The sequence below is a fragment of the Caulobacter flavus genome, assembly GCF_003722335.1.
GTDB classification, from domain to species: Bacteria; Pseudomonadota; Alphaproteobacteria; order Caulobacterales; family Caulobacteraceae; genus Caulobacter; species Caulobacter flavus.
This window is the reverse complement of sequence record NZ_CP026100.1, coordinates 680,060-703,314: the sequence shown is the minus strand read 5'-3', so window position 1 is coordinate 703,314 and position 23,255 is coordinate 680,060. Positions and strand designations below refer to the sequence as shown.

The following is a 23,255-nucleotide window of genomic DNA, read 5'->3' as shown; positions in this document are numbered from 1 at the left end:
CCGCAGCAGCGGCGCCAATCGCTAGGCAAGGGGGCGCCGGCTGAACTCGGCGATCTGGTCCGGCCCGCCCGCCGAATGGGGGGCGAGTCGAATTTGCCGCGCATGTCGGTGCGCCGGATCGAAGATGCTCCTCGGCCGGCAGTCGCCAAGGGGCGGGGCCGGCGATTTCTTCATCGTGGCCGGTGCGGAAGGCGATCAGGTGCTGGTGCAGTGGCCCGGCCGGCCGCTCACGACCCGAGCATGGGCGAGCTGCTGGCGCTCTGGAGCGGCGAGGCGGTGCTTGTCGCGTCGCGCCTGGAAACGCTGGGTGGCGGCTTCGTGTGCGCCAGCGGCCACGCGGTCATCAAGCTCGAGGCCTACCCCTTCACTCGCTACGGCGCGGTGGAAGGCGAGGTGTGCAGGTCTCGCCGGACGCCATGGTTACGGGGAGAAGGCGGATGATCGACTTCATCTGGTCGGCGGTGGCCAAGGCGGTGAGTGAAGCGGGGTGGGGAGCGGTGAAGGGCGTCTGTCGGCTGGGGGCTCAATGCATGGATTTGATCTTCGCTGGTGCGAACGAGATTCAAAAATCCCGCCGGTGGTTAATATTAGATCGATCTGAGTCAAATGTAGCTGCGATCGTGGCTGTCGCTTTGATCTTGGGTGGGTGCATGTTTCGAGAAGAAGAGCGCGTAGATGCGGAAAAATACTTCTCCAATTCGGCGAATGTTGAAGACAATTTTATCTGCGTGACTTCGCCAGATAATAATGGGTTGCTGTCGACAGCTCCGGGAGATCTGGGGGGCGCCATGAGCGATGCCGCCGTCGGTGACGGAAGGGGTTGCTCACCTTTTGTGAGTGCAATTCCATTCTATTTTTCAAAAGACAACAACAATATTGTTTTTGAGATGAATGGTTGCAAGGTAAACAGGGCTGTAACTCTAGTTGGTGGTCGCGGGCAACTGGTTCAGGGCGGCGTTGCCAGGTGCGGTAGAAGATCTAGCTTTAAGATTATTGAAGTTGGTAAAGGTGCGTCAGAGTTTAGAATTGTTCAAGCTGGCCGGGAGTGGGAATAATGATTACGATAATTCCACGCAACATTATTCCTGCAGCGGCTTTGAATAGTCTTGCAAATAAATACATAAAAAATCAAAGTTTTACAACAGAAGATCATTATTACAACAAGATGGTCGCAATGGGGTATTCTCCCACTGGGCCGAAGGGATATAAGCTGGACGTCGGCCAGAAAAACAACGCTTTGTCTCATACATTTGCTATGGCGAAAATATCCTTCAATCAATCGAAGGATGAGGCCATTGCTTTTGGTCTATTCGTTGAATCGTTTGAGGCTGGAATTGCCCTGCCCGGCAACTTTGGAAAGCAAGTATATCACGACAAGCCTCTCAGAAGTAGTGAGTGGGAGGCCAACGCCACAGCGGATTTGTGGAACAATCAGATCGGTGCGCGGCTGGGCGAAATAGCGCGCACGAAAAACCTGTCTGCAGGCAGCATCGACCACCTCGTGCGCTGGGCCTACAATCAAGGGTGGTTGGCGGTGAATCCGGCCCTCAGGGACGGGACGTACCTTTCGGCGGATTTCATCGTCACGGCTCGAGACAATGTTTCCATGGGGGCGTTCGAGGCCGATCTGGCGGCTGCGCTCTCCTCCGGCAGTTGGCAAGGCTCCGCCTTCGCCCAGGCTAAGTCGAACACTCTTTTCGGCGACGACTGGACGCCGGACATTTCCATCGTCCAAGTCGGCGGGTATCCGCTTATGGCGTTGATGTCCGCTACGATCGCTATCGAGGTTGGCGACAGCCCGGCCGTTCGACGCGAAAAGTACTGGCAGGCGCTCAGCGAGTTCGGGGCCGAGGTCGGCTCTATCGTAGGGGCCTCGCTCGGCGATTTCCTGGCCAAGGGCGAGAAGGTCAAGGGGATCGCCTATTCTTCGCTGCTGGGCGAGGTGGGCGAGCGTCTCGGCGGCGCTCTGCTTTCCGGGTCGATGGAATCTGCAATGCGTACGGCCACCCAGGGCGGGCTTGGCGCGTTCGGGGAGCAGGTCGCCGTCCGAGCTGGCGATGCGACGTTGGGCGCGGTGAGTTCCTGGCTGACGATGGAACTTGGCGAAGCCTTGGGCCTTCAGGGGTTCGGAGCAGAGCTGTTCACCACGGTCGGGTCCAGGGTCACCTCGCAGGTGATCACCAACCTTCTGAGCGACGGGCCTTCGGCCATATTCAACGCCTTCCAGCCGCAGAAAACGGTCAACGGCGTATCTAATGGCGGCACCTCTGGCGCGGCCATGGCCAATGCGCTGGGGTCGTTCATCGGCGCCAAGCTGGGCGCGATGGTCGTCAGCCCGCAGACCCAGGCGGGCGTCGCGCTGTCCTCGATCGGCTCGGCTGTGGGATCGTTCATCGCAGGCAAGATCATCGGTCAATCGGCCGGGATGTGGTTGAATCTGATCGCGCCCGGCATCGGTTCTTTCGTTGGCTTCGTGCTCGGCGCTCTGATCGGCAATCTGTTTGGCAAAAAGAAGCCCAAGATACCCTCGGCGACCGCCGAGACGGTGCTACAGTTGCCTTACGCTCAGTACGAGCTGGGCGCCGTCACCGTAGCCAACAACGGCAATCGTGAGCTGGTCACCTCGATGGCGTCGACGGCGCGCGATACGCTGAACACGCTGATCGACATGGTCGCCTATACGAAGACGACCGCCTATGTCAGCAATCTGAATGGCGTGGGCACGACGCAGATCTACGGCCACACCGGCAATCAGATCTGGGTCAAGATCAACGGGGCTCAGAATAATTTCGGTTCGGCCGACGCCGCCGTCGAATACGGAACGCTGACCGCGATCCGCAACACCAAGATCGTCGGCGGGGACATCTTCGCCAAGCGGGCTATCGCCCGATCGCCGTCGGCGGATATCACGTCCCTGGCGGCGGATTTACAAATAGCGGGCGACTACCGTTACTACGCTAATAACCGCGACATGGTGAATGGCTTCATCACCGGCGCCTACAACACGCTGAGCCAATGGGAGCAGAACTTCTATGATCATCCGCCGCATAAGGCGCTGATCGATAAGCTATATACCCAAGGCATTGATGCTCTGACGACCGAGGAACGGGGTTTTTACGACAGTTACTCGACAAGCATACAGAACATTCTCAAGGCGCTTAAAAACCAGGAACTGGCCAACCCCTGGATCGTCACCCTGCAGCGGGTCACCGAGCTTGGTCTCGACAAGTTCTCGGCGTCGGACTTCTACGGCGGCCTGCGCGGATTCCTCGACAGTTTCGATCTCGCGGAACGCGGCGTCGCCTATGAGAACGCCAATTTCCAATGGAACGGCGTCGACTTCAGCGTCTCGGTCGCCGGCGGGACGCAGGGCCTGTTTTCGATCCTGCCCACGGCCGCCGGCGATGGTCGTACCGTGACGATCGATGGCCTGGACAAGATCGCCTACACCTGGGTCGGCGCGGGCGGCGGCACCAACGGCAACGACTACATGGAGTACCGCTGGCACGGCGGGGCGGTGACGTTGGACGACACCCATGCGGTGTACGTCGAGGACGGCTACTACCGCTGGGACGGCTGGGATTCCTACGAGTGGATCGACACCTCGTACTGGTCCAACGGCGACGGCGGCGACGACATCTTCGTCGGCAGCCAGTATGGCGATCAGCTCTACGGCCGCGGCGGCTGGGACTGGCTCGACGGTCAGGCCGGCGACGACTACATCGAAGGCGGCGACGGCAATGACACCCTGATCGGCCGCGATGGCAACGACAGCCTGTTCGGCGGGGCCGGCGACGATTTCCTGGCTGGCGGCGACGGCGGCGACACCGTTCACGGCGGGGCCGGCAATGACGTTCTGGCTGATGGCCAGGGCGGCGAGGTGCTGCAGGGCGGCGACGGCGACGACACCTTCCTGATCGCCGCCGACGCAACCTTCAACTGGTTCTGGGGCGGCGACGGCGACCTCAACAGCGATCCGAACGGCAGGGACACCATCAGCGCCGAACGGCTCACCTTCGGGGTCGCCTTCGATCTCGACTTCCGGCCGGCCGACTGGAACGGCCATCCCGACGGCTACGCCAACTATGCCGCCAGCCGCGCGGCCGTGGTCGTCAACGCCGCGACCGGCGCCTGGGTGACCAGCGAGGGCCTCGTCAGCATCGAGAACGCCACCGGCTCGGAATATGCCGACCGGCTCTACGGCACGGCCGGCGACAACGTGATCAAGGGGCTGGCCGGCGACGATCAGCTCTACGGGCGCGAGGGCAACGACATCCTCGAAGGCGGCGCGGGCGCGGACCTTCTGGTCGGCGGCGGCTATTTCGACACCGCCAGCTACGCCGGTTCGGCGGCCGGCGTGCAGGTCGACCTGTCGACCGGCGAGGCGAAGGGCGGCGACGCCGCCGGCGACGTTTTGCAGGAGATCGAGAACCTGCGCGGTTCGGGTGCCGCCGACGAACTGAAGGGCAACTTCTTCCACAACCGCCTGGAGGGGCTCGGGGGCGACGACTGGCTGGTGGCCACCAACGGCGAGGATGTCTACGACGGCGGCGAGGGGCTGGACTTCGTCGACTATTCGTCGGGCTTCGCCAGCGGGACCTCGACCTATCAAACCTGGGTGGAAGACGGTTACTGGGAACGCGACCAGTGGGATAACTCCCAGTACTGGGTTTCCACGGGCGGACACTACGAGACGGTGACGACGACGGTGGCGGCGCTGAACGTGAACCTGGCCTGGGGCGGCCAGGTGCGGGGTAGCGACGGTGTGGCGTCCAACCACAGCTTCATCGGCGTCGAGGGCATAATCGGCACGGCGGAGGCCGACAGCATCGGCGGCGGCAACGCTGACGAGACCTTCGTGGGCGGGGCCGGCAATGACTATCTGTACGGCGGCGCCGGCGCCGACACCTACGTCATGTACCGCAACGACGGCGCCGACACGATCGTCGAGGACAACACCGGCTGGAACACCCTGTCGTTCGGCGACACGGTCACCTTCTCGGAGCTCTGGTTCGGCACAGCCGGCGGGGCCAATGGTTGGCTCGACGTCGGGGTTCGGGGCTACAGCGCCCAGGCGCGCATCGGCGGCAACTTCGCCCAGCGTAACAACACCAAGATCAAGTCGCTGGCCGTCGAACGCGGCGGGGCTGTCGACTTGGGGGGCGTTGACTTCGGACGCGGCGGCACCGACGGCGCCGACACGATCAACGGCACCAGCAGCTACTACGACCTGATCGCCGCCTATGACGGGGCCGACTACATCACCGGCTCGGGCACGGCCTGGGAGGACAAGGGCAACGTCATTATCGCCGGTCGTGGCGACGACACCATCAGCACGTCCGGCGGTGACGACCAGTTCGCCTACGACCGCGGCGACGGCAAGGACACGATCATCGACGCCGGCGGCGAGGACACGATCGTGTTCGGCGCGACCGTAGTCGCCGACGACGTGATCTACGAAGTTGTGGGTGGCGATCTCTATATCGCCGCCCGAGACTTGGAGAACCCGGATCTGGTGGCCTCGCAGGTCAATGACCGGATCAGAATCCAGGGCGGCGGCGTCAAGTACATCGTCAAGGACGGCTACTCCGACACGGTGTTGTACGAGAGCCTGAACACCGTCGAGTACGTGTTGGCCGGCGGGACCTCGATCGACCTGCGCAAGCTGGACATCACCTGGGCCGAAAGCGTTTCCTACAATCAGGGCTACGCCTATCCCATCGCGTTGGATCTTGACGGCGACGGGCTGAATCTTTCGGCAGTGGACAACTCCGAAGTGGTCGTGCGCACGGCCGGCGGTGGAATTTCGCGCGTCGGCTGGGTTGGGCCGACCGATGGCTTCCTGGCGGTCGACCGCGATGGCGACGGGGCGATCAACAGGCTGTCGGAGCTGTCGTTCGTGCAGGACAAGCCCGGCGCCAAAAGCGACCTGGAAGGCCTGCGCACCTGGGACACCAACGGCGATGGTTTGCTCGACAAGAACGACAAAGACTTCTCCAAGATCCTGCTGTTTGTCGACGCCAACCAGAACGGCCGCTCGACCGCAAAGGAACTGCGCACCCTTGAGCAGGCAGGCATTGCGGCCATCAATCTCGGCGGCCTGGCCACGGGCCAGACCCGCGAGCTGACCACCGAAAGCTTCGTGCAGCACACGATCAGCTTTGTGTGGGCCGACGGCCGCACGGGCGAGGGCTACGACGTGGCCTTGGCGCGGCGGGTGCTGGGCTCGGTGGGGTATGCCGCTGGCGAGTACCAGGCGGAATGGGGCCGTGCCGACGAGGATGGCGAGCTGGGCCGCCTTTCCAACGATCCAGTCGTGGCGGCCAAGACCGCTCGTGTCCGTGCCCAAAAGGGTCTACTGGACAAACTCGGCGCGACCTATGCCGAGATCAAGGCTGCCGCGCAGCTGGACTTCTCGGATCACGACCGCGTCGACGCCTCCATCGCCAAGCGCTGGGCCAAGATGAGCGCGTCCGAGCAGGCCAGCTGGCTGACCGGCCAGGAGACCACCGGCAAGGTGCGGCTGATCTCGTCCGAGCAGGCCCTTGTCAACACGGTCAACGACGCGGCCAAGGCCCGTCAGAAGGTGGTTGATAAGGGCTACGCCCAAGCCAGCGCGACCCTGTCGCCGTCCGGCCTCGACCAGGGTTCGGTCGGTGATGCGGCAAAAGCCGATATCCTTGGCTTGGGCGTGAGCTTTGGAGTGTCCGGTCTTGGACTGTCGCTGGCTGGGGGCGAGCCGCTGGAGACCGGCCCCGCCTACGGCGGGGCGGAGGCGACAGCGGAGGCTTGGTGGCGCCAGGATGAAGGCGCAAGCCTGCTGGGGGGAGCTCGCTGGGCGCGCGTCTGGCGGCCATGGACGCAGAGCCCGGCTATGGACTGGGCCAGATCGTTTCTGGTGCGGTGAATGCAGAACTCCTGCAGCGCCAGGCGCTGCTGCGCCAAGCCATGGCCGGCTTCGGCGGCCAGGCCGGCGGCGGCGCAGCGGTCTGGACCCGCCAGGACGGCGGCCAGGATGTCCCCCTGGCCGCGTCGGCCGGCCTCAGAGCGCAGTCTGTGCTGGCGGCTTAGGACGCTCCTGCGACGCTCCCAACGCATGCCCCGGCCCCTCCTTTAGCGGAGGGGCCGCTCGTCCGAGGCGGGGCGGCATGGCGTCGTCAGCCGTCGCGCGGCGCCTATCCCAGTTCCCCCAGCCATCCGTCCCAGCGCTGCTTGCTGACGCCAGGGTCGTCGCGCGACTTGTCCGCCAGGGCGATGCGATAGGCGGCCGGCGTCGCGCCGTAGGCTTCGGTGAACAGGCGGGTCATCTGGGCGGGGCTGGAGAAGCCCAGGCGCTGGGCCAGCGCCGCGTCGTCCGGGGCGGCCGGGTCCTGGGCGTCGAGGGCGCGGCGCAGGGCGTCCAGGCGGATCAGCTGGATGAAGCGGGCGACGCCTCCCTGTTTTTCGAACAGTCTGTAGAGCGACGAGCGCGAGATGCCGGCGCCGGCGGCGATGGCCTCGACCGACAGCGTCCTGTCGGCCAGGCGCGGAATGACGAAGCGACGCACGGCCTCGCGGCGCGAGAGATCGCGGCGCTGATCGTCGCGGCCGGCGCGGGCGGCGTCGCCGCCGGCCGACGACAGGATGTCGACGAACGCGCGGCCCAGCGCCGGCAGGGCGGCCGAGGCCAGGGTGTCGCCGTGGCGGGCCAGCGAGGCCAGGAAGTCGGCCAGCACCAGGTTGTCGGGCGCGGCCAGCACCTGGCCGTGCAGGCGCCCGGCCGGGCCGAGGGCCGCCTCGATCACGTCGCGGGCGATGCTGGCGGTCAGGATCAGGGCGTCGTCGTGCTCGGTGCGCATCGGCCGGCGGGTGTCGAGCAGGATGCTCGCGCCGGGTCCCAGCAGGCGCGGCGGGCCGGGAACCTGCAGGCGCACCTGGCCTTCCAGGACGTGGGTCAGCACGAAGTGGTCGAAGCCGTCGCCGGCGATCCGCTCGCGGCGGGCGTGGACGACGCCCGAGAGGCGGCGCTCGAACAGCAGCACCTTGTCCAGCCGCCAGCCGCGCACCCGGGCGAAGAAGGGGCCGTCGCCCCGGCTGACGTCGGAGCCGCGCGAATAGAGCGTGGCGTACAGCGCGAAGGCCTCGTCGGCCGAGTGGTCGTCGCTGGAGAAGCGGAAGCTGTCGGCGGCGGCGCTGCTGGGCATCTCAGGCGCTCGCGGTCTCTAGGGTTTCCCGCGCCAGCCGCCGCCAGGACGCGGCGCCGAGGACGCAGGACAGGGCCGCGAGGCCGGCGGCGAGGGCCGTGACCAGCGCCAGGGCCATGGCCAGGCCGTGCGGACCGGCGAACAGGCGGTCGCTGACCACGCCGGTCAGCAGGGGTCCGAAGCCGAGGCCGGCGACGGTGACGAAGGCGAGATAGAGGCCGTTCATCGGCGGCCGCAGCGCGGCGGGGCTCAGCGGCTGCAGCCCGGCCAGGGCCGCCAGGGCCGCGCCGCCGCCGCCCGCTGTGATCAGGAACAGCGCGCCGGCCGCGCTGGCCGGGGCGCTGGCGCCCGCCAGCATGGCCGCGCCCAGCACGGCCAGCACGAGGCCGCCGGCCAGCACCGGGGCGGGGCCGCCGCCGGCGCGCAGGCGGCGGTCCATCAGCCAGCCGGCGGCCAGGTGCCCGCTCGGCGCGGCGACCAGCACGACGGCGCCGGTCAGCAGGGCGCTGGCGGCGGGGGCCAGTCCGCAGGCGCGGTTGACGATCGACGGCGCCCAGGCGGCGGTCGCCTGCACGGCCAGGATGACGCCGCCGGCCGTCAGGAAGTGCAGGCCAAGGCCGGCGGGACGGGCGGCGAGGCGGGCCAGGGCGCGTCCGAGGCCGGGGCCGCCGGCCTGGGCCGGCGCCAGGCCGCGCAGCCGCCAGGCCAGCAGGACCACCAGCAGCAGGTTGGGCAGGGTCAGCAGGACGACGGCGGCGCGCCAGGGCGCGTGGCCCAGCGCGCTCAGCAGGCCGCTCGAGAACGCGCCGAGCGCCAGGCCGCCGGCCAGCAGCGCGCCGCTGCGTCCCATCGAGGACCCGGAGGTGAACATCGACACCCAGCGCGACAGCCGCTGCGGCGGCGCGGCCGCCACGATCAGGGCCAGGGCCGCGGGCGCGAAGGCGGCCTGGGCGAAGCCGAGCACCAGCCGCGCGGCCAGCAGACTCTCGTAGTTCGGCGCGAAGGCCAGGGCGACCGTGGCGGCGGTCCACAGGGCCGCGGCGCCGGCCAGCAGGGGAGCGGGCGACAGGCGATGGCCGCGATGGCCGGCCAGCAGCGTGGCGACGACGTAGAGCGCGACGAAGGCGGGGCCCTGCAGCGCGCCCAGCTGGGTGTCGGTCAGGTGGAACTGCGCCTTCAGCGCCGGCGCGTAGACGCTGGGAACGGCCCGGTCGACGAAGGCCATGAAGTGGCCGACCGCCAGCAACGCCACGCCTGAGACGTCGAGCAGGGAATACTGGTCCGGACGCGACTTCACGCTCTTCAGGCACCAAGCTCGGTTGATCGGCGCCACCCCGCGCGGATCTTGAGGCTGTCGTAGTTAACCGAACGGCCCGGCCTGTCCAGCCCATGGCCGGCGAGGCGATGGCGAAACGTTCCAGGTTTGGGACGCGACAGCGGGCGCGGCCCGATGTTAGCGGTCGCGGCAATTGTCCCGCCTCTCCGGCGGAGACGAGCTTCTCTCAGCGCCGCGACGGGTCGTCGATCCCTCGAACCCCGGCGACGCGAATGGGGGGCGGCTCGACGTCGCCGCGCACTCCACAGGCGGGGCGGCGTCGAGGCGAACCTTCCCGGAGACTTCGCCGCATCCTCCAACGCGGCGAGGACGTGAGGGTGGCCCGGGCGGCCGGTCGTGGGGGCGATCGCCGCGGGGCCCGTGACCAACGGCGCGCGCGACGTGTCGTTGGTCGCCTCCGAGCATCACGCGAACGTCGATCGACGGTCGTTGTTATCTTAAATAATCGCCAGGGTTGACCTGGATTTTCCGCGTGAAATACGCGACGGTTGCTGCGGTGCCGAAGGCCTGCGCCGCGCGGCGTCCAACGTCCGTGTTCCGATCGTCGGGCGGTCCATTTTGTCGAGAATTCGACGAAACTCCCCCACTGTGGCGCTGGCGCCACATCCGATTTGCGAAGTCGTGCGTTTGTCGTCATGGAAGCCGCCCCGCGGGGGGCGTCCAGGCTAACTTTTTTAGAGGGTTCTCATCATGAAATTCGGGTTGCTGGCTGGCGTCGCAACCGTCGCGCTCTGCGCGGCGTCCGGCGCCTCCGCCCAAAGCGCGTTGAGCGGATGGTATGTGGCCGGCGACGTCGGTTACCACTCGACCGAGGGCGTTGAGGCGAGCTCGTCGGTGAACGCCACCGACGGCCGTCCTTACGACTGGACCTTCTCGACCGACGAAGACTGGGCGGCCTTCGCCCGCCTCGGTTACCGCATCTCGCCGAACTGGCGCGTGGAAGGCGAATACGGCTACCGCGGCGGCGACATCAGCGGCGTTCGCGGCGAGCAGACCTCGCGTCCGCAGCCGATCGGCCTGTGCACCGCCGGTCCGATCCGCTCGGTGACCAACCCCACCTGCGGCGCGCCGAACGGCGAGCTGAAGGCCACCACCCTGATGGCCAACGTCATCTATGACTTCCTGCCCGACTCGTCGTGGCGTCCGTTCCTGGGCGCCGGCGTCGGTACGGCCTGGGTCCACAACAAGGTGTACGGCCAACTGAGCGGCGTCCCCGCCGGCGCCGCCGCCATCCAGAACACCAGCATCGACGACGTCGATCAGGCGTTCGCCTACCAGGGCCTGCTGGGCCTGGCCTGGGACGTGACCCCGAACTGGTCGATCGACCTGACGGGCCGCTACCTGGTGGCCAAGAACCTCACCTGGGGTTCGGTGACGAGCAACGTCGGCCCGGCCGGCGGCGCCGTGACGGACGTGGGCAAGTTCGAAGGGGACTACAAGGACACGTCGATCACCCTCGGCGTGCGCTACACCTTCGGCTCGCCGCCGCCCCCGCCGCCGCCCCCGCCCCCGCCGCCGCCTCCCCCGCCGCCCCCGCCCCCGCCGCCTCCCCCGCCGCCGCCGCCTCCGCCGGCTCCGGCCTATGAGGCTCGCGAGTTCGTGGTCTACTTCCCGTTCGATCAGTACGTGCTGACGCCGGAAGCCCAGGCCGTGGTGCAGCAGGCCGCCGACTACGCCAAGGGCGGCAACGCTACCAAGATCACGGTCGTGGGCCACACCGACACCTCGGGCTCGCCGAAGTACAACGTCCGCCTGTCGGAACGTCGTGCGAAGGCCGTGGCCGATGGTCTGGTCTCGGCCGGCGTCCCCGCCACGACCCTGGCGGTCGACTGGAAGGGTGAAACCGCCCCGGCCGTCGCCACCGGCGACGGCGTGAAGGAACCGCTGAACCGTCGTTCGACCATCTCGATCAACTTCTAAGATCGAGGTCGGACGGAGGCCCTAGGCTTCCTGACGAATGCGAAGGCCCCGGAGGAAACTCCGGGGCCTTTTGCTTTTGGATCGCCTTCCTGACGGGAGGGGCTGCTAGCTTCGGCCCGGTTCGACCAGCGCCGCCAGGTCGCGCGGCAGGGGCGAGGGCGCGCCCAGCATCAGCGACACCACGTGCTCGGCCAGCAGGGGCGCGGTGGCGAAGCCCCGTCCGCCCAGGCCGCCCAGCACGTAGAGCCCGGCCGGGGCGCCGGGAACCGCGCCAGCCAGCGGCAGGTGGTCGGGGGTGGTCGCCCGCACGGCCGCGCGGCCGTCCAGCGCGACGTCGGCCAGCCGCGCGGCCAGATCGGGGCGGCCCTTGGCGAGGGCCTGGCGATTGCGGGCGTGGTCGGCGTCGCGAAGTTCGGTCGCGGTCTCGCCGCGGTCGTGGGTGGCGCCGAACAGCACCCCGCCGCCGGGCGTGGGAACCGCATAGCCGCCGAAGGCGGCCGGCGTGACGGCCAGGTCGACCGGGCCGGTCCAGCTGGTCTGGCCGCGCACCGGGCGGATCGACGCCTCTGGCCACAGGCGGGAAAGGTCGGCGCCGGCGGCCAGGACGACCGCGTCGGCGGTCGCCAGCAGCGCGCCGTCGGCGTCGAACAGCCGCCAGCCGTCTTCGACCTTCTCCAGGCGAGCGATCTCGGCCGCGGCGGCCTCGCCGCGCCAGGCGGCCAGAACGGCGGCGGGATCGACCACGCGGGCCAGGTCCATCCGCAGCGCGCCGGCGGCCGCCTCGCCCAGGGCGGCGCTCGCGGCCTCGGCGTCGAGGACGCTCATCTCGCCGTCCGCGAACAGGTCCTGGCGCTCGACGGCGGCGAAGCGGTCGGCGTCCCGGGGGGCGGTCGCCAGGCGCAGCACGCCGCGCGCCAGCACCGCCTCGGGCAGCGCGTCGTAGAGGGCGGCGGCCCGGGCCAGGGCCTGGGCGGGAAAGGCCGCGCGCGGTCCGCCGCCGGCGTCCAGCGCCGGGGTGACCAGGGCGGCGGGATTGCCCGAGGCCTTGGCCCGGTCGGCGTCGAACACCGTGACCGCCAGGCCCTCGACCCGGCCGGCGCGGGCCAGGGCGGCCGCGGCGACGCCGCCGCCGACGATCGCCAGGCTGGCGGGGCGGGTCTGCGCCGGCGCCTCGCCGGGGAAACGCGCCTCCAGCCGCTCGCGCTTGCGGCCGAAGCCGGGACGCTTCTCCCAGGAAAAGCCGGCGGCCGTCAGGGCCCGGCGCACGGCCCCGGCGACGGTGAAGGTGGCCGCGCGGCCCCCCGGCGCGGTGCGGGCGGCGACGGCGGCGAGGATCTCCTCGCTCCACATGGCCGGATTGAGCGCCGGCGAGAAACCGTCGAGGAACCAGGCGTCGGCCATGCCGCTCCAGGCCGACAGGGCCTCGGCGACGTCCATGACGGCCAGGTCCAGCGTCGCGTCGAAGCCGGGCAGGTCGACGCGGTGGAAGCCGCGCGCCGCCGTCGGCCAATGGTCGAGCAGCACCTGGGCCGCCTCGCCCAGCTCGGGCCATACCGCCAGGGCGCGTGCGGCTTCGTCGCGGGTGATCGGGTGGCCTTCGATCGAGAAGACGTGCAGGCGTCCGCCCGCCGGCTTCTCCCGTCGCCACAGGTCAAGCAGGGCGGCGATGTTCAGGCCGGTGCCGAAGCCCAGTTCCCCGACCACGAACCGGTCGCGCCCGGTCCAGGCGGCGGGCAGGCCGCAGCCGTCCAGGAACACCGCCCGGGTCTCGGCCAGGCCGTCGGCGCTGGAGAAGTAGACGTCGCCGTACAGCCGCGACTGCGGCAGGCCGTCCTCGCGCCAGACCAGGGGGAGGTCAGGGGGGATTGGGAAGAGTCGGAAGTCATGGGGCCATCATAGAAGAAGGGCCGCCCTCGCGGACGGCCCTTCGGTCGTTCGAAGATGGAAGAGAAGGCTCAGTGGCCCTCGGTCTTCTTTTCTTCGGCCGGGGCCGGAGCGGCGGCCGGGGCGGTCCCGGGGGCTTCGGCCGCCGAGACGGCGTCGGGCTCGGCGGCGGCGTCGCTGGCGGCCTTGTTGGCGTCGGCCATGGCCTGGCCCTCGGCGCCGGCGGCGTCGGCGGCGGTCACTTCGCTGGCGCCGGCGGCGGCCGCCGCGGCGGCCTTGTCGTCGGCGGCGGGGGCCTCGTCCTTCTTGCCGCAGGCGGCCAGCGACAGGGCGGTCATGGCCGCGCCGGCGATCAGGATCTTGCGGAGGACTTGGGTGGTCATCGGGGGCGTTCCTTGCGACTGGCCTTGCGACCTGAAAAGGCGACGGCCCGGCGTCGAGGCCGGGCCGCACCATGGCAAGGAACCGCTTTTCACGCGTCGTTGCAAGCCAAAGATCACGGCGCCGTGATCATGGCGTGTGCGGACGAAGCGAAGGGATCAGGCCTCGTTCGGGATCTGGGTGAGGGCCTCTTCCAGCTCGATGAAGCTGGGCTGGTGGACGCTGGGGACGTTGCCACGGCCGATCTCGACGCTGATCTGGGCGGCGTTGCCGTGCAGGTGGGCCACCAGGACGGCCTGGATGATCTTGTAGAAGGCCCCGTCCTCGTTGACGACGGCCTGCAGGCGGGCGGCCATCGGGCCGACCAGGCCATAGGCCATGAACACGCCCAGGAAGGTGCCGACCAGCGCGCCGCCGATCATGCCGCCGAGCACGGCGGGCGGCTCGGTGATCGAGCCCATGGTCTTGATGACGCCCAGCACGGCGGCGACGATGCCCAGGGCGGGCAGGGCGTCGGCCATCGACTGCAGGGCGTGGGCCGGCTCGAGCGCCTCGTGGTGGTGCTTCTCGAGCTGCTTTTCCATCGCGTCCTCGACCTGGTGGGGATCCTCCAGGTTCATGGTCATCATCCGCAGGGTGTCGCAGATGAAGTCGACGGCGAAGTGGTCCTTCGAGATCTTGGGGTAGCGCGAGAAGATCGAGCTCTCGTGCGGCTTCTCGATGTGGCTTTCCAGGGCGATCACGCCCTTGGACTTCATCGTCTTGGTCAGCAGGAACAGCAAGGACAGCAGGTCGCGATAGTCGCTGGCCTTCCACTTGGGGCCGGCGAAGATCTTGCCGAAGCCGCCGGCGGTGGCCTTGATCACGGTCATCGAGTTGGAGATCAGGAAGGCGGCGATGCCCGCCCCCAGGATGGCCATCAGCTCGTGCGGCGCGGCGTGAAGGATCACGTCCATCTTGCCGCCGCCCATCAGGTAGCTGCCGAACACCAGGCCGAAGAGCAGCACGATGCCGATGATCTGGAACATGACGAAAGAGAGCCCCGCGGATTTCAGCCGGCATCATCGCCGTTAATGCTTAATCCAAGGTATCGGACCCCAGCGCCGATTCCGCGACCAGATGGCGCGGCGCCCCGGCGGTGAAGGCGAGGCCTTCCCCTGGACGCGAACCCACTCTAACGTTTGTTCGATGTCTGCCGCCGCTCAAGATCAACAGGTCAACCGGCGGGCCTTCGCCATCCTGTTCGGGGTGTCGGCGGCCACGGCGCTGGGCAATACGGGCATGCTGTCGGTGCTGCCCGCCATCGGCCGGCAGATCGGCATTCCCGACGCCATGGTGGCGGCGATCTTCTCGCTGTCGGCCCTGCTGTGGGCGATCTCCTCGCCGTTCTGGGCCAAGCGCTCGGACGTGCGCGGGCGCAAGCCGCTGATCCTGCTGGGGCTGGGCGGGTTCTGCGTGTCGATGACCCTGTGCGCCTTCGTGGTCAGCGCGGGCCTGCGGCATTTCTTCCCGCCGATGCTGGTCTTCGTGCTGTTCCTGCTGGCGCGGGCGCTGTTCGGCCTGTTCGGCTCGGCCGCCAATCCGGCCACCCAGGCCTATCTGGCCGACCGCACCAAGCGCGAGGAGCGCACCCAGGCCATGGCCACCCTGGCCGGCGCCTTCGGCCTGGGCACGGTGGTCGGGCCGTTGCTGGCGCCGCTGTTCGTGCTGCCGGTCGTGGGCCTGGCCGGGCCGATGTTCGCCTTCGCCGGCCTGGCGGCGGTGATGATGTGGATCGTGCACCGGGGCCTGGAAGAGACCACCCCGCCGATCACCGCCGGCGAGCCGCATGCCCGTCCCTTGGCGCGCGCCCGCCTGGCCTTCCCGTCGCTGCGGCGGGGCGACAGCCTGTGGCGCGATCCGCGCCTGGCCCCGTTCCTGCTGTTCGGCTTCCTCGTGGCGACCTGCCAGACGGCCCAGACCCAGACCCTCGGCTTCCTGATCATCGACAAGCTGGGCGTCGCGCCGATCAAGGCCCAGGGCTTCATCACCCTGGCCATGGCCGCCGGCGCGGTCGCCGGACTGCTGGCCCAGTGGGGCCTGATCCGGATGTTCTCGATGGGCCCGCGCGAGCTGATGCGCTGGGGCGTGGCGGTGGCGGCCCTGGGCAACGTGGTGGTCGCCTTCGCGCCGGACTACGCGGGCGTCGCCATCGGCTATGCGGTGTCGTCGCTGGGCTACGGTTTCGCGCGGCCGGGCTTCACGGCGGGCGCCTCGCTGTCGGTCGGGGCCAGGGACCAGGCCGGCGCGGCCGGCGCCATCGCCGCCATCAACGGCCTCAACGTGGTGGTCGCCCCGCTGTTCGTGCTGCTCTACGAGGCCGTGGGCTGGGCCCCGTTCGTGCTCAACGCCCTGATCTTGGTGGCTATGCTGGCCTACGCCCTGCGCCAGGCCGTGCTCAGCCGGGTCAGCACCGCCGAGGCCTCGGAGGAGGCGACGCTGGCGGGCCTGGAACGCGGTGACGAGGGGGGCGTGTAGCGATGGCGATGCGCCGAATGTTCGCCCTGGCCGCCGTCATGCCTGCCATCGTGTCAGGGACCTTAGCCGGATCGGCCCTGGCCCAGGACGGGCGCTTCGACGTCGGCGGCGGGCGGATGATCCGCCTCTTCTGCCTGGGCCCGGGCCAGGGCCAGGGCGCTCCGACCGTGGTCGTCGACGCCGGCATGGGTATGGCGCCGGTCGAGGACGAGGCCTGGCGCCGCATCGCCGCGCGGGTGTCGCAAACCACCCGGGTCTGCCTCTACGACCGCGCGGGCTTGGGCGGCAGCGACCCGGCTCCAGCGGGCGAGCCTCGGACCAGCGCCGACGCGGCCGCCGACCTTGAGGCCGCCCTGCGCGCGGCCAGGATCGCGCCGCCGTTCCTGCTGGCCGGGCACTCGATCGGCGGCCTGCACGCCCAGGTCTTCGCCGCCCGCTACCCCGAAGAGACGGCCGGGCTGGTGCTGATTTCCTCGACCCATCCCGACCAGATGGAGGCTTGGCTGGCCAGGCTGCCGGCCGCGACGCCGGGCGAGCCCAAGCCGCTGTCCGACGCGCGCGGCTTTCTCACGCGGATGCCGCGCGATCCCAGCCTCAATCCGGAAAATCTCGACGTCGCCGCCAGCAACGGCCAGGCCCGCGAGTTGCGCTCGCTCGGCGACAAGCCGGTAGTGGTGGCGACCCACAGTCCGAAATGGCGGATGGTTCCGGACCTGCCCGAGCCTCTGTCAGTCGAGCTGGAAGCGGTGACCCAGGACCTGCAGAAAGGATTCCTGGCCCTGTCTCCCCGCGCGACCCAGGTCATTGCGCCCTCGGCGGGCCATGGCCTGCCGCACGAAGACCCCGGTTTCGTGACCGAGGCGATCCTAGGTGGGGTTAGGGCCGCGCGCGAGAGGCGACCGTAGATGCTATGATGCGCTCGTGCTGGAGCGCCACATGACCAGGATCAGCGGATCGCAGGTTGCCCAATCGCTTGAAGATGCCGCTCGGCCCGAAGGCGAGCGCGCCACTAAGCCTCCGGTCGCGTCGTGGGACGACTTCTTCGATGAGCCCAGGGTCGATCTCGGCGAGAGAGAGCAGCCAAAAGTTGATTGAGACTGGTGGCCTTGGGAAGCCGGTATAGCCTTCAAGCTCCCGTCATTCCCGCCACAAGGGCGGGGATGACGGGAGAAGAGGAGCTCAGCCCTTGCGGATGATGCGCGCGGCGGCGGCGTGGAAGGCCGCGTCGGTTTCGGCGAGGGCGGCGACGGCGCCGTGGCGGTCGGCGGCGACGCTCATGTTGGTGGCCACGTAGGACTTCGACACCCGGCGGGCCTCTTCGCCGCGCAGGGCGGCGTTGGCGGCCGCGGTCTCGTGCCACTCGGCCAGTTCGGCGGCGGTCAGCGGGTGGTCCTCGGCGGCGCTCGGGTGATGCACCACGTCGCCGAAGCCGATGGCCACGAAGCCGTGGATGACGCCGTAGTCTTCTTCCGACAGCAGGAAGGTGATCTGACGCTCTTCGGTCTGGCCGGTGTAGACGTCCTGTTCGGGATCGAATTCGCGCAGCACCAGCACGTCGCCGACCTTGAATTCGCGGTCGTTGCGGCGGATCTCGAAGCGCTTCTTGCCCGAGCGCACGGCGGCGAAATACTGCGGCCAGGTCTTCAGTTCGTGACGGGTCATGGGAAGTCTTTGAATTGGCGCGGTGAAAGCGCCGGAAAAATCGAAGGCGAGGCTCTTAGAGCGCGTCGGCGGCGAGGAAAAGGCCGTTTGTGACGCTCCGGCGACGCTGTCGATACGAAAAGGCCGCCGCGACGGGGTCGCGACGGCCGTTCTCTTAGCAGAGGAAGGGCGGTTACGCCTCGACCATGTTCTTGGCGACGGCCGCCTCGCGCATGGACTTCTGCAGCTTCTCGAAGGCGCGAACCTCGATCTGGCGGACCCGTTCGCGGCTGACGCCGTACTGGGCGGCCAGGTCTTCCAGGGTGGTCGGATCGTCCTTCAGGCGACGCTCGGTAAGAATGTGGCGCTCACGATCGGTCAGCTCGACCATGGCCTCCTCCAGGAGGGTCATGCGCAGCGACTTTTCCTGGTTCTCGGCGACCACGGTCTCTTGGGAGACCTGGTCGTCGTCGGCCAGCCAGTCCTGCCACTCGCTTTCGCCGTCGGCGCGCAGCGGCGCGTTCAGCGAGGCGTCCGGACCGCCCAGGCGGCGGTTCATCGAGATGACCTCGCTGTCGAGCACGCCCAGCTTGGTGGCGATGTAGCTGACCTGGTCGGGGCGCAGGTCGCCGTCCTGGAAGGCGGCGATCTGGCTCTTGGCCTTGCGCAGGTTGAAGAACAGCTTCTTCTGCGCGGCGGTCGTGCCCATCTTCACCAGCGACCAAGAACGCAGGATGTATTCCTGGATCGAGGCGCGGATCCACCACATGGCGTAGGTGGCCAGGCGGAAACCCTTCTCGGGCTCGAACTTCTTGACCGCCTGCATCAGGCCGACATTGCCTTCGGAGATCACCTCGCCGATCGGCAGGCCATAGCCGCGATAGCCCATGGCGATCTTGGCCACGAGGCGCAGGTGGCTGGTGACCATCTTGTGCGCGGCGTCGCTGTCCTGGTGCTCTTTCCAGCGCTGGGCGAGCATGAACTCCTCGTCCTTCGCCAGCATCGGAAACTTGCGGATTTCGGTCAGGTAGCGCGACAGGCCGCCGTCCGGCGACATCACCGACAAGGAATTCACAGCCATGAGTTCAACATCCCCTGGGCTGGGCGCCAACCTGGCGTCCGGAGCCCACTTTCGAATGGGTGAGATAGGTACGGGTTGCGGCGAAGGTAAGGGCGATAACGCATTTGTAATGTCCGACACCCTGGCTCAGGTATTGGACATTTCGATGGCGGAATGAACGTTCATTCTCAAAAAAATGAACGATCATTCTCAAAATGGCAAGAGGGTTTGCAATGCGCGGCGCCGCGATGCGGATCCCCGCGTAAAAAGGACTTGCGAGTAGAAATTTACGCTCATAAACCTATAATGCAATCTTGAATTGAGGCTCTGGAGCGTCGGCGAATGATGAGGGCTTGGTTCGATTTCAATGGCCGGGGCGACCGTATCGATTTTCTCGGCACGGTCTGGCTGCTGCTGCCGGGTCTGGCGCTGCTGGGAACGCCGCTGTTCCTGATGGGCATGGGCGTGCTGCAGCAGGCCGCGCTGCTGGCCTTCGACCTTGTCGCGTTGGGCCTGGGCCTGGCCGCCATTCTCGTGGCCATGGCCGGCGCCGCGCGCCGTCTGCAGGATCTGGGTTTCTCGGCTTGGTGGCTGGCGCTCGCCGTGCTGGTCCCGGTGGTCGGCTTGGTCGGCCTCGTCGTCCTGGCCCTGGTTCCGGGATCGGCGGAGCCCAACGCCTACGGTCCGTCGCCGCGGCGGACGACCCGCGGGCCGCTGGCGACCTGAGGTCCGGCGGCGGCCTACCCCGCCGGGGCGTCCAGTTCCGCCCGCACGCCGGGACTGTTGTCGTGATAGGCCAGGGTTCCGGCCAGCTGGCGGACCATGGCGTCCATCATCTTGCTGCCGAAGCCGACGCGCGGACCCTGCTTGCCGCCGCCCTGGTCGGCGACCGAGATGCGCACGCGCCCGCCCTGTTCGGTGAGGCCGATGTCCACCCGGCCCGGCCGGCCGCCATAGGCGTACTTGACCGCGTTGATCACCAGTTCGGTGACGACCAGGCCGATGGTCACGGCCTTGTCGGTGGAGACGGTGGCCGGAGCGGCGTCGACGCGGACCATGCGGCTCCATTCCTGGCCCAGCGATTCCACCAGCTCCTCGGCCAGCTCCACGAGGTAGCGGTCGAGCGAGACGGTCTCCAGCTGGTCGCCGCGATAGAGCCGGCGGTGCACGAGGCCCACGGCGGTCAGGCGGCGGCTGGCCTCCTCGAGCGGCGCGCGGGCGGCCGGATCCTCGATGGCCTTCATCTGGATGGTCAGGAAGCCGGCGGCCAGGGCCAGGCTGTTCTGCACCCGGTGGTTCACCTCGCGCAGCAGGAAGTCCTTCTGCCGCAGCAGGTCGTCCTTGTCGTCCAGCGTGGCGCGCAGCTGGCTGTTCAGCTCGGCCGTGCGACGGGCGCGGCGCAGGTCCAGAAGGTCCTGGCGCAGCCGTAGGGCGGCTTCGGTCTGGGAGCTGCTCCAAGGGCGCGATCGGCCGCGGACGGTCTCGGTCCAGGCGTCGAACGAGGCGCGGGGCGTCAGGGCGCCGTCGCCGCCGGCCGCCTTGGCGGTGCGGTAGGGATCGCCGGCCCAGCGCACGACCTCGACCTCCTCGGCGCGGGTCCACAGCACGGCCAGCAGCGGCGCGCGCTCGATCACAACGCCCATCAGGCCCGAGGCCCAGCTCCTGAAGGCGCCCGCGCCGGGGAAGACGTTCTCGCTGCGGTCCGTGGCGATCACGCCGCCAGCGTCGACGTCCAGAAGCCAGTCGCGCAGCATGGCCAGCGCCGTGTGCGGCGGGGTCTTGCCGGCCGTCTCGATGCGGTCGTCGCGGAACACCGCCACGCCGTCCGCTTCGCCCAGGGCGACCAGGTCGTCGGCGTGCTCCTCGAGCGACAGGTCGCCGACGTCGGACTGGGCCAGCACGGCGGCGAGGTCGTCGCCCAGGGCCCGCAGGCGCAGCTTCTCGCGCCAGGTCTCGGCCTCCTCCTTGGCCTTGATCTGGCGGGCGAGGCCCCCGGCGAGCGCGCGGCAGGCGGCGCGGATTTCGTAGGGCAGGGTGTGGGGGCTGTCGTGGTGGCAGGCCACCAGGCCCCACAGGCGGCCGTCCTTGACGATCGACACCGAGGCCGAGGCGGCCACGCCCATGTTGCGCATGTACTGCATGTGCACCGGCGAGACGCTGCGCAGGGCCAGATCGCTCATGTCGAGCGGGACCTCCGGCGCGGGTTCCAGCGGGGCGGGGACGTAGCCGCAGTCGGGGATCACCCGCACCAGGTTGCGCACATAGAGGGCGCGGGCCTGCCGGGGGATGTCCGAGCCGGGGAAGCGATGGTTCAGGAAGCTCTTCAGGTGCTGGGCGCGGTCCTCGCCGACCACCTCGCCGGCCTCGTCGTCGCCGAAGCGGTAGATCATCACCCGATCGAAGCCGGTCAGGCGGCGGAACTCCAGCGCGGCGCGGTCGTACAGCGTCTTCAGGCCGGGGCAGCGCTCGAACGCTGCGGCGGCGGCCTCGAGGTGGGCCAGGATCTGCGAGCCGGCCATGGGCCGCTCGAGGCCGGGCTCGATCTCCAGCAGCACCAGTTCGCCCTGCACCGTGGCGCTGAGGTCGAGGTTGCGGCCCCCGCGATGCAGCACGCCGACGAAGCCGCCGGCTGGGCGGGAGTTGGAGATGGCGGCGGTCTGGGCCGCCAGTTCGTCGCCGATCAGGGCGCCCGCCGTCCGGCCGAGCCAGGCGTCGACCGCCAGCAGACCGGCGACGTCGCCGGCCGCCATGCGCACGGTCAGGCTGTCGCGGTCGAGCACCAGCAGCACGCCGTGCGGCTGGATGGCGCCTGGAATGTGGATTGGTTCGCGGTCGCAGGCCTGAATCTGCTCGGGCGTCGGCGCCGCGGTCACGAACAGGGCCGATCGGGTGTCAGAAGGCGCGGAAAAAGGGCTGTGGTCACGGCGGCGGCTCCATGCGGCCTAGGCCGGTGCTTGACAGTACGCGCCATTGAACAGGTTCACCGTCGCCTTGTCGACATTTCACATGCTGGGACGCGAAGAGGGCTTGTGCGCATCTTTGACGGGCGTCAGGTTCGGCGCCGATCTCGGGGAGTTTCCGCATGACCGGCTTTCTGTTGCGCGCTCTATTCGCGGGCCTCGGCCTCTGGCTCGCCTCGCGCATCGTGCCGGGCGTCAACGCCGCCGGCTGGCAGACGATCGTCATCGCCGCCCTGCTGCTGGGCCTGGTCAACGCGGTAGTGCGGCCGGTGGTGGTGCTGCTGACCCTGCCGATCACCCTGGTGACGCTGGGCCTGTTCCTGCTGGTGGTGAACGCCGCCATGCTGGGCCTGGTGGCCTACATCCTGCCGGGCCTGGCGGTGAACGGCCTGTGGGCGGGGATTCTCGGCGCGATCGTGATCGGCGTCGTCAGCTGGTTTGGCCACCTGCTGCTGGGCGAAGGCTCCGAGCGCGACTAGCTGGCGGCGACCTCGATCCGTACGCGCACGCGGCCGTCGTCGCCGCGAACGGCCTGAGTTCCGGTCGCGAGGCCCTTGCCGGCGCGACGGGCGGCGACCTTCTCCTTCATGCCCTCGGGCCAGCGCGACACGTGGGCCAGGCGCACCTTGCGCGGCACGCGGGCGGCGGCCTTCAGCGGCAGGTCGTCGGCGCTGGCGAAGGTCTTGTCCATGAAGTGGGCGGGATTGAGCGGCCGGCCCTTGCGGCTGATCTCGAAATGCAGGTGCGAGCCGGTCGAGCGGCCGCTGTCGCCGACCACGGCGATGGGCGTGCCGCGCTTGACGTAGACGCCCTTCTTCATGCCGAGGTTGCGGCCCAGGTGGGCATAGAGCGTGGAGAAGCCGTCCTTGTGCCGGACCTCGACGAAGCGGCCATAGCCGGGATCGGTCCCGGTGCGCGCGACGATGCCGTCGGCGGCGACCTTCACGGCCGTGCCGGAGGGGGCGGCGATGTCGACGCCCTCGTGCAGGCGGCCGCCTTCCTCCCACGGCAGCTGGCGCAGGCCGAAGGGCGAGGCGACCTCGCGGCCGGGCAGGGGCGCGTCGAAGGCGTAGGCGGGCGGAAGCGGCGGGGCCGGCTGCGGCGTCGCCGGCGCGGCAGTCACGGGCTCGGCGATCGGCGCGGGCGCGATCAGGTCGGCCAGGGCGAGGGCGGCCGGCACGGACGCCGCGGCGAGCGCCACGGCGAAGCCGAGCGTCAGCGCCAGGGCGTAGTTGCGAGCGGACGGGGCCGGGGTGTCTGGCGCCAAGGGGCGAAACCTCGTGGGGCGGTCGAGTGCCGGGTCGCCTGGTGGCGCAGTCCCGGCATATGGGGTGAAGCCTGCTAGTCGGCAGGCCGCGCGACCGGCGTCGTCT

The 23,255-nt window shown here is 68.9% G+C and carries 19 protein-coding genes; 10 read left to right on the top strand and 9 right to left on the bottom strand.

What is annotated here, in order from left to right:
• Positions 1-240: 240 nt before the first annotated feature.
• From C1707_RS03385 to C1707_RS25970, 4 genes are read left to right on the top strand one after another with little or no spacing between them, the layout of a single operon-like run.
• Entirely contained in the window at positions 241-441 is a 201-nt protein-coding gene (locus C1707_RS03385; protein WP_123170712.1) for a hypothetical protein, read from the top strand.
• Positions 438-1,055, top strand: coding sequence for a hypothetical protein (locus C1707_RS25980; protein WP_164467270.1), 618 nt, complete (start codon positions 438-440; stop codon positions 1,053-1,055). Before C1707_RS03385 ends, C1707_RS25980 begins: the two co-directional genes overlap by 4 nt.
• On the top strand, positions 1,055-6,907 hold the full coding sequence (locus C1707_RS25975; protein WP_164467269.1) for a calcium-binding protein: 5,853 nt from the start codon (positions 1,055-1,057) through the stop codon (positions 6,905-6,907). Before C1707_RS25980 ends, C1707_RS25975 begins: the two co-directional genes overlap by 1 nt.
• The gene (locus C1707_RS25970; RefSeq protein WP_164467268.1) at positions 6,904-7,071 is read left to right on the top strand and encodes a hypothetical protein; all 168 of its coding nucleotides are present in this window, start codon (positions 6,904-6,906) and stop codon (positions 7,069-7,071) included. Before C1707_RS25975 ends, C1707_RS25970 begins: the two co-directional genes overlap by 4 nt.
• 104 nt (positions 7,072-7,175) lie before the next feature.
• On the opposite strand, the gene C1707_RS03375 is transcribed toward C1707_RS25970, so the two are convergent.
• Both C1707_RS03375 and C1707_RS03370 read right to left on the bottom strand, forming a co-directional pair.
• A complete protein-coding gene (locus C1707_RS03375; RefSeq protein ID WP_101712706.1) occupies positions 7,176-8,183 on the bottom strand; it encodes a helix-turn-helix transcriptional regulator in 1,008 nt (335 codons plus the stop codon).
• 1 nt (position 8,184) lies between these two features.
• Entirely contained in the window at positions 8,185-9,480 is a 1,296-nt protein-coding gene (locus tag C1707_RS03370; protein ID WP_164467267.1) for an MFS transporter, read from the bottom strand.
• A 729-nt stretch (positions 9,481-10,209) separates the two neighbouring features.
• Here C1707_RS03370 and C1707_RS26950 point away from each other — a divergent pair.
• Positions 10,210-11,439, top strand: coding sequence for an OmpA family protein (locus C1707_RS26950; RefSeq protein WP_123170710.1), 1,230 nt, complete (start codon positions 10,210-10,212; stop codon positions 11,437-11,439).
• Between the two features lie 105 nt (positions 11,440-11,544).
• Here C1707_RS26950 and mnmC2 read toward each other — a convergent pair whose 3' ends face one another.
• From mnmC2 to motA, 3 genes are all read right to left on the bottom strand, one after another.
• Positions 11,545-13,305, bottom strand: a complete 1,761-nt coding sequence (gene mnmC2 / locus C1707_RS03360; protein ID WP_123170709.1) for a tRNA (5-methylaminomethyl-2-thiouridine)(34)-methyltransferase MnmC2 — start codon at positions 13,303-13,305, stop codon at positions 11,545-11,547.
• An 89-nt stretch (positions 13,306-13,394) separates the two neighbouring features.
• The gene (locus C1707_RS03355) at positions 13,395-13,706 is read right to left on the bottom strand and encodes a hypothetical protein (RefSeq protein WP_101711520.1); all 312 of its coding nucleotides are present in this window, start codon (positions 13,704-13,706) and stop codon (positions 13,395-13,397) included.
• Positions 13,707-13,862: 156 nt separating this feature from the next.
• Positions 13,863-14,732 (bottom strand): flagellar motor stator protein MotA, encoded by an 870-nt coding sequence (motA, locus tag C1707_RS03350; RefSeq protein WP_101711521.1) that lies wholly within the window; start codon positions 14,730-14,732, stop codon positions 13,863-13,865.
• A 160-nt stretch (positions 14,733-14,892) separates the two neighbouring features.
• On the opposite strand from motA, the gene C1707_RS03345 reads away from it, so the two are divergent.
• The 3 genes from C1707_RS03345 to C1707_RS25965 are packed head-to-tail and all read left to right on the top strand — an operon-like array spanning position 14,893 to position 17,316.
• The gene (locus C1707_RS03345) at positions 14,893-16,221 is read left to right on the top strand and encodes an MFS transporter (RefSeq protein WP_101711522.1); all 1,329 of its coding nucleotides are present in this window, start codon (positions 14,893-14,895) and stop codon (positions 16,219-16,221) included.
• A gap of 2 nt (positions 16,222-16,223) precedes the next feature.
• On the top strand, positions 16,224-17,126 hold the full coding sequence (locus C1707_RS03340) for an alpha/beta fold hydrolase (protein ID WP_101711523.1): 903 nt from the start codon (positions 16,224-16,226) through the stop codon (positions 17,124-17,126).
• A 31-nt stretch (positions 17,127-17,157) separates the two neighbouring features.
• Entirely contained in the window at positions 17,158-17,316 is a 159-nt protein-coding gene (locus tag C1707_RS25965; protein WP_164467266.1) for a hypothetical protein, read from the top strand.
• A gap of 84 nt (positions 17,317-17,400) precedes the next feature.
• Here C1707_RS25965 and C1707_RS03335 read toward each other — a convergent pair whose 3' ends face one another.
• Both C1707_RS03335 and rpoH read right to left on the bottom strand, forming a co-directional pair.
• Positions 17,401-17,883, bottom strand: coding sequence for an ASCH/PUA domain-containing protein (locus C1707_RS03335; protein WP_101711524.1), 483 nt, complete (start codon positions 17,881-17,883; stop codon positions 17,401-17,403).
• Between the two features lie 172 nt (positions 17,884-18,055).
• A complete protein-coding gene (gene rpoH, locus C1707_RS03330) occupies positions 18,056-18,943 on the bottom strand; it encodes an RNA polymerase sigma factor RpoH (protein ID WP_101711525.1) in 888 nt (295 codons plus the stop codon).
• Between the two features lie 321 nt (positions 18,944-19,264).
• Here rpoH and C1707_RS03325 point away from each other — a divergent pair, with 321 nt between their 5' ends.
• Positions 19,265-19,648, top strand: a complete 384-nt coding sequence (locus C1707_RS03325; protein ID WP_101711526.1) for a DUF805 domain-containing protein — start codon at positions 19,265-19,267, stop codon at positions 19,646-19,648.
• A gap of 14 nt (positions 19,649-19,662) precedes the next feature.
• On the opposite strand, the gene C1707_RS03320 is transcribed toward C1707_RS03325, so the two are convergent.
• Positions 19,663-21,795: a histidine kinase dimerization/phosphoacceptor domain -containing protein gene (locus tag C1707_RS03320; protein ID WP_205686820.1), complete on the bottom strand. Its 2,133-nt coding sequence runs from the start codon at positions 21,793-21,795 to the stop codon at positions 19,663-19,665.
• A gap of 209 nt (positions 21,796-22,004) precedes the next feature.
• On the opposite strand from C1707_RS03320, the gene C1707_RS03315 reads away from it, so the two are divergent.
• Entirely contained in the window at positions 22,005-22,361 is a 357-nt protein-coding gene (locus C1707_RS03315; protein WP_101711528.1) for a phage holin family protein, read from the top strand.
• On the opposite strand, the gene C1707_RS03310 is transcribed toward C1707_RS03315, so the two are convergent.
• Positions 22,358-23,149 carry a M23 family metallopeptidase gene (locus C1707_RS03310; RefSeq protein WP_240633855.1) on the bottom strand — a complete coding sequence of 264 codons (792 nt, stop codon included), beginning with the start codon at positions 23,147-23,149 and terminating at the stop codon, positions 22,358-22,360. The genes C1707_RS03315 and C1707_RS03310 overlap by 4 nt on opposite strands.
• Between the last annotated feature and the right edge of the window lie 106 nt (positions 23,150-23,255).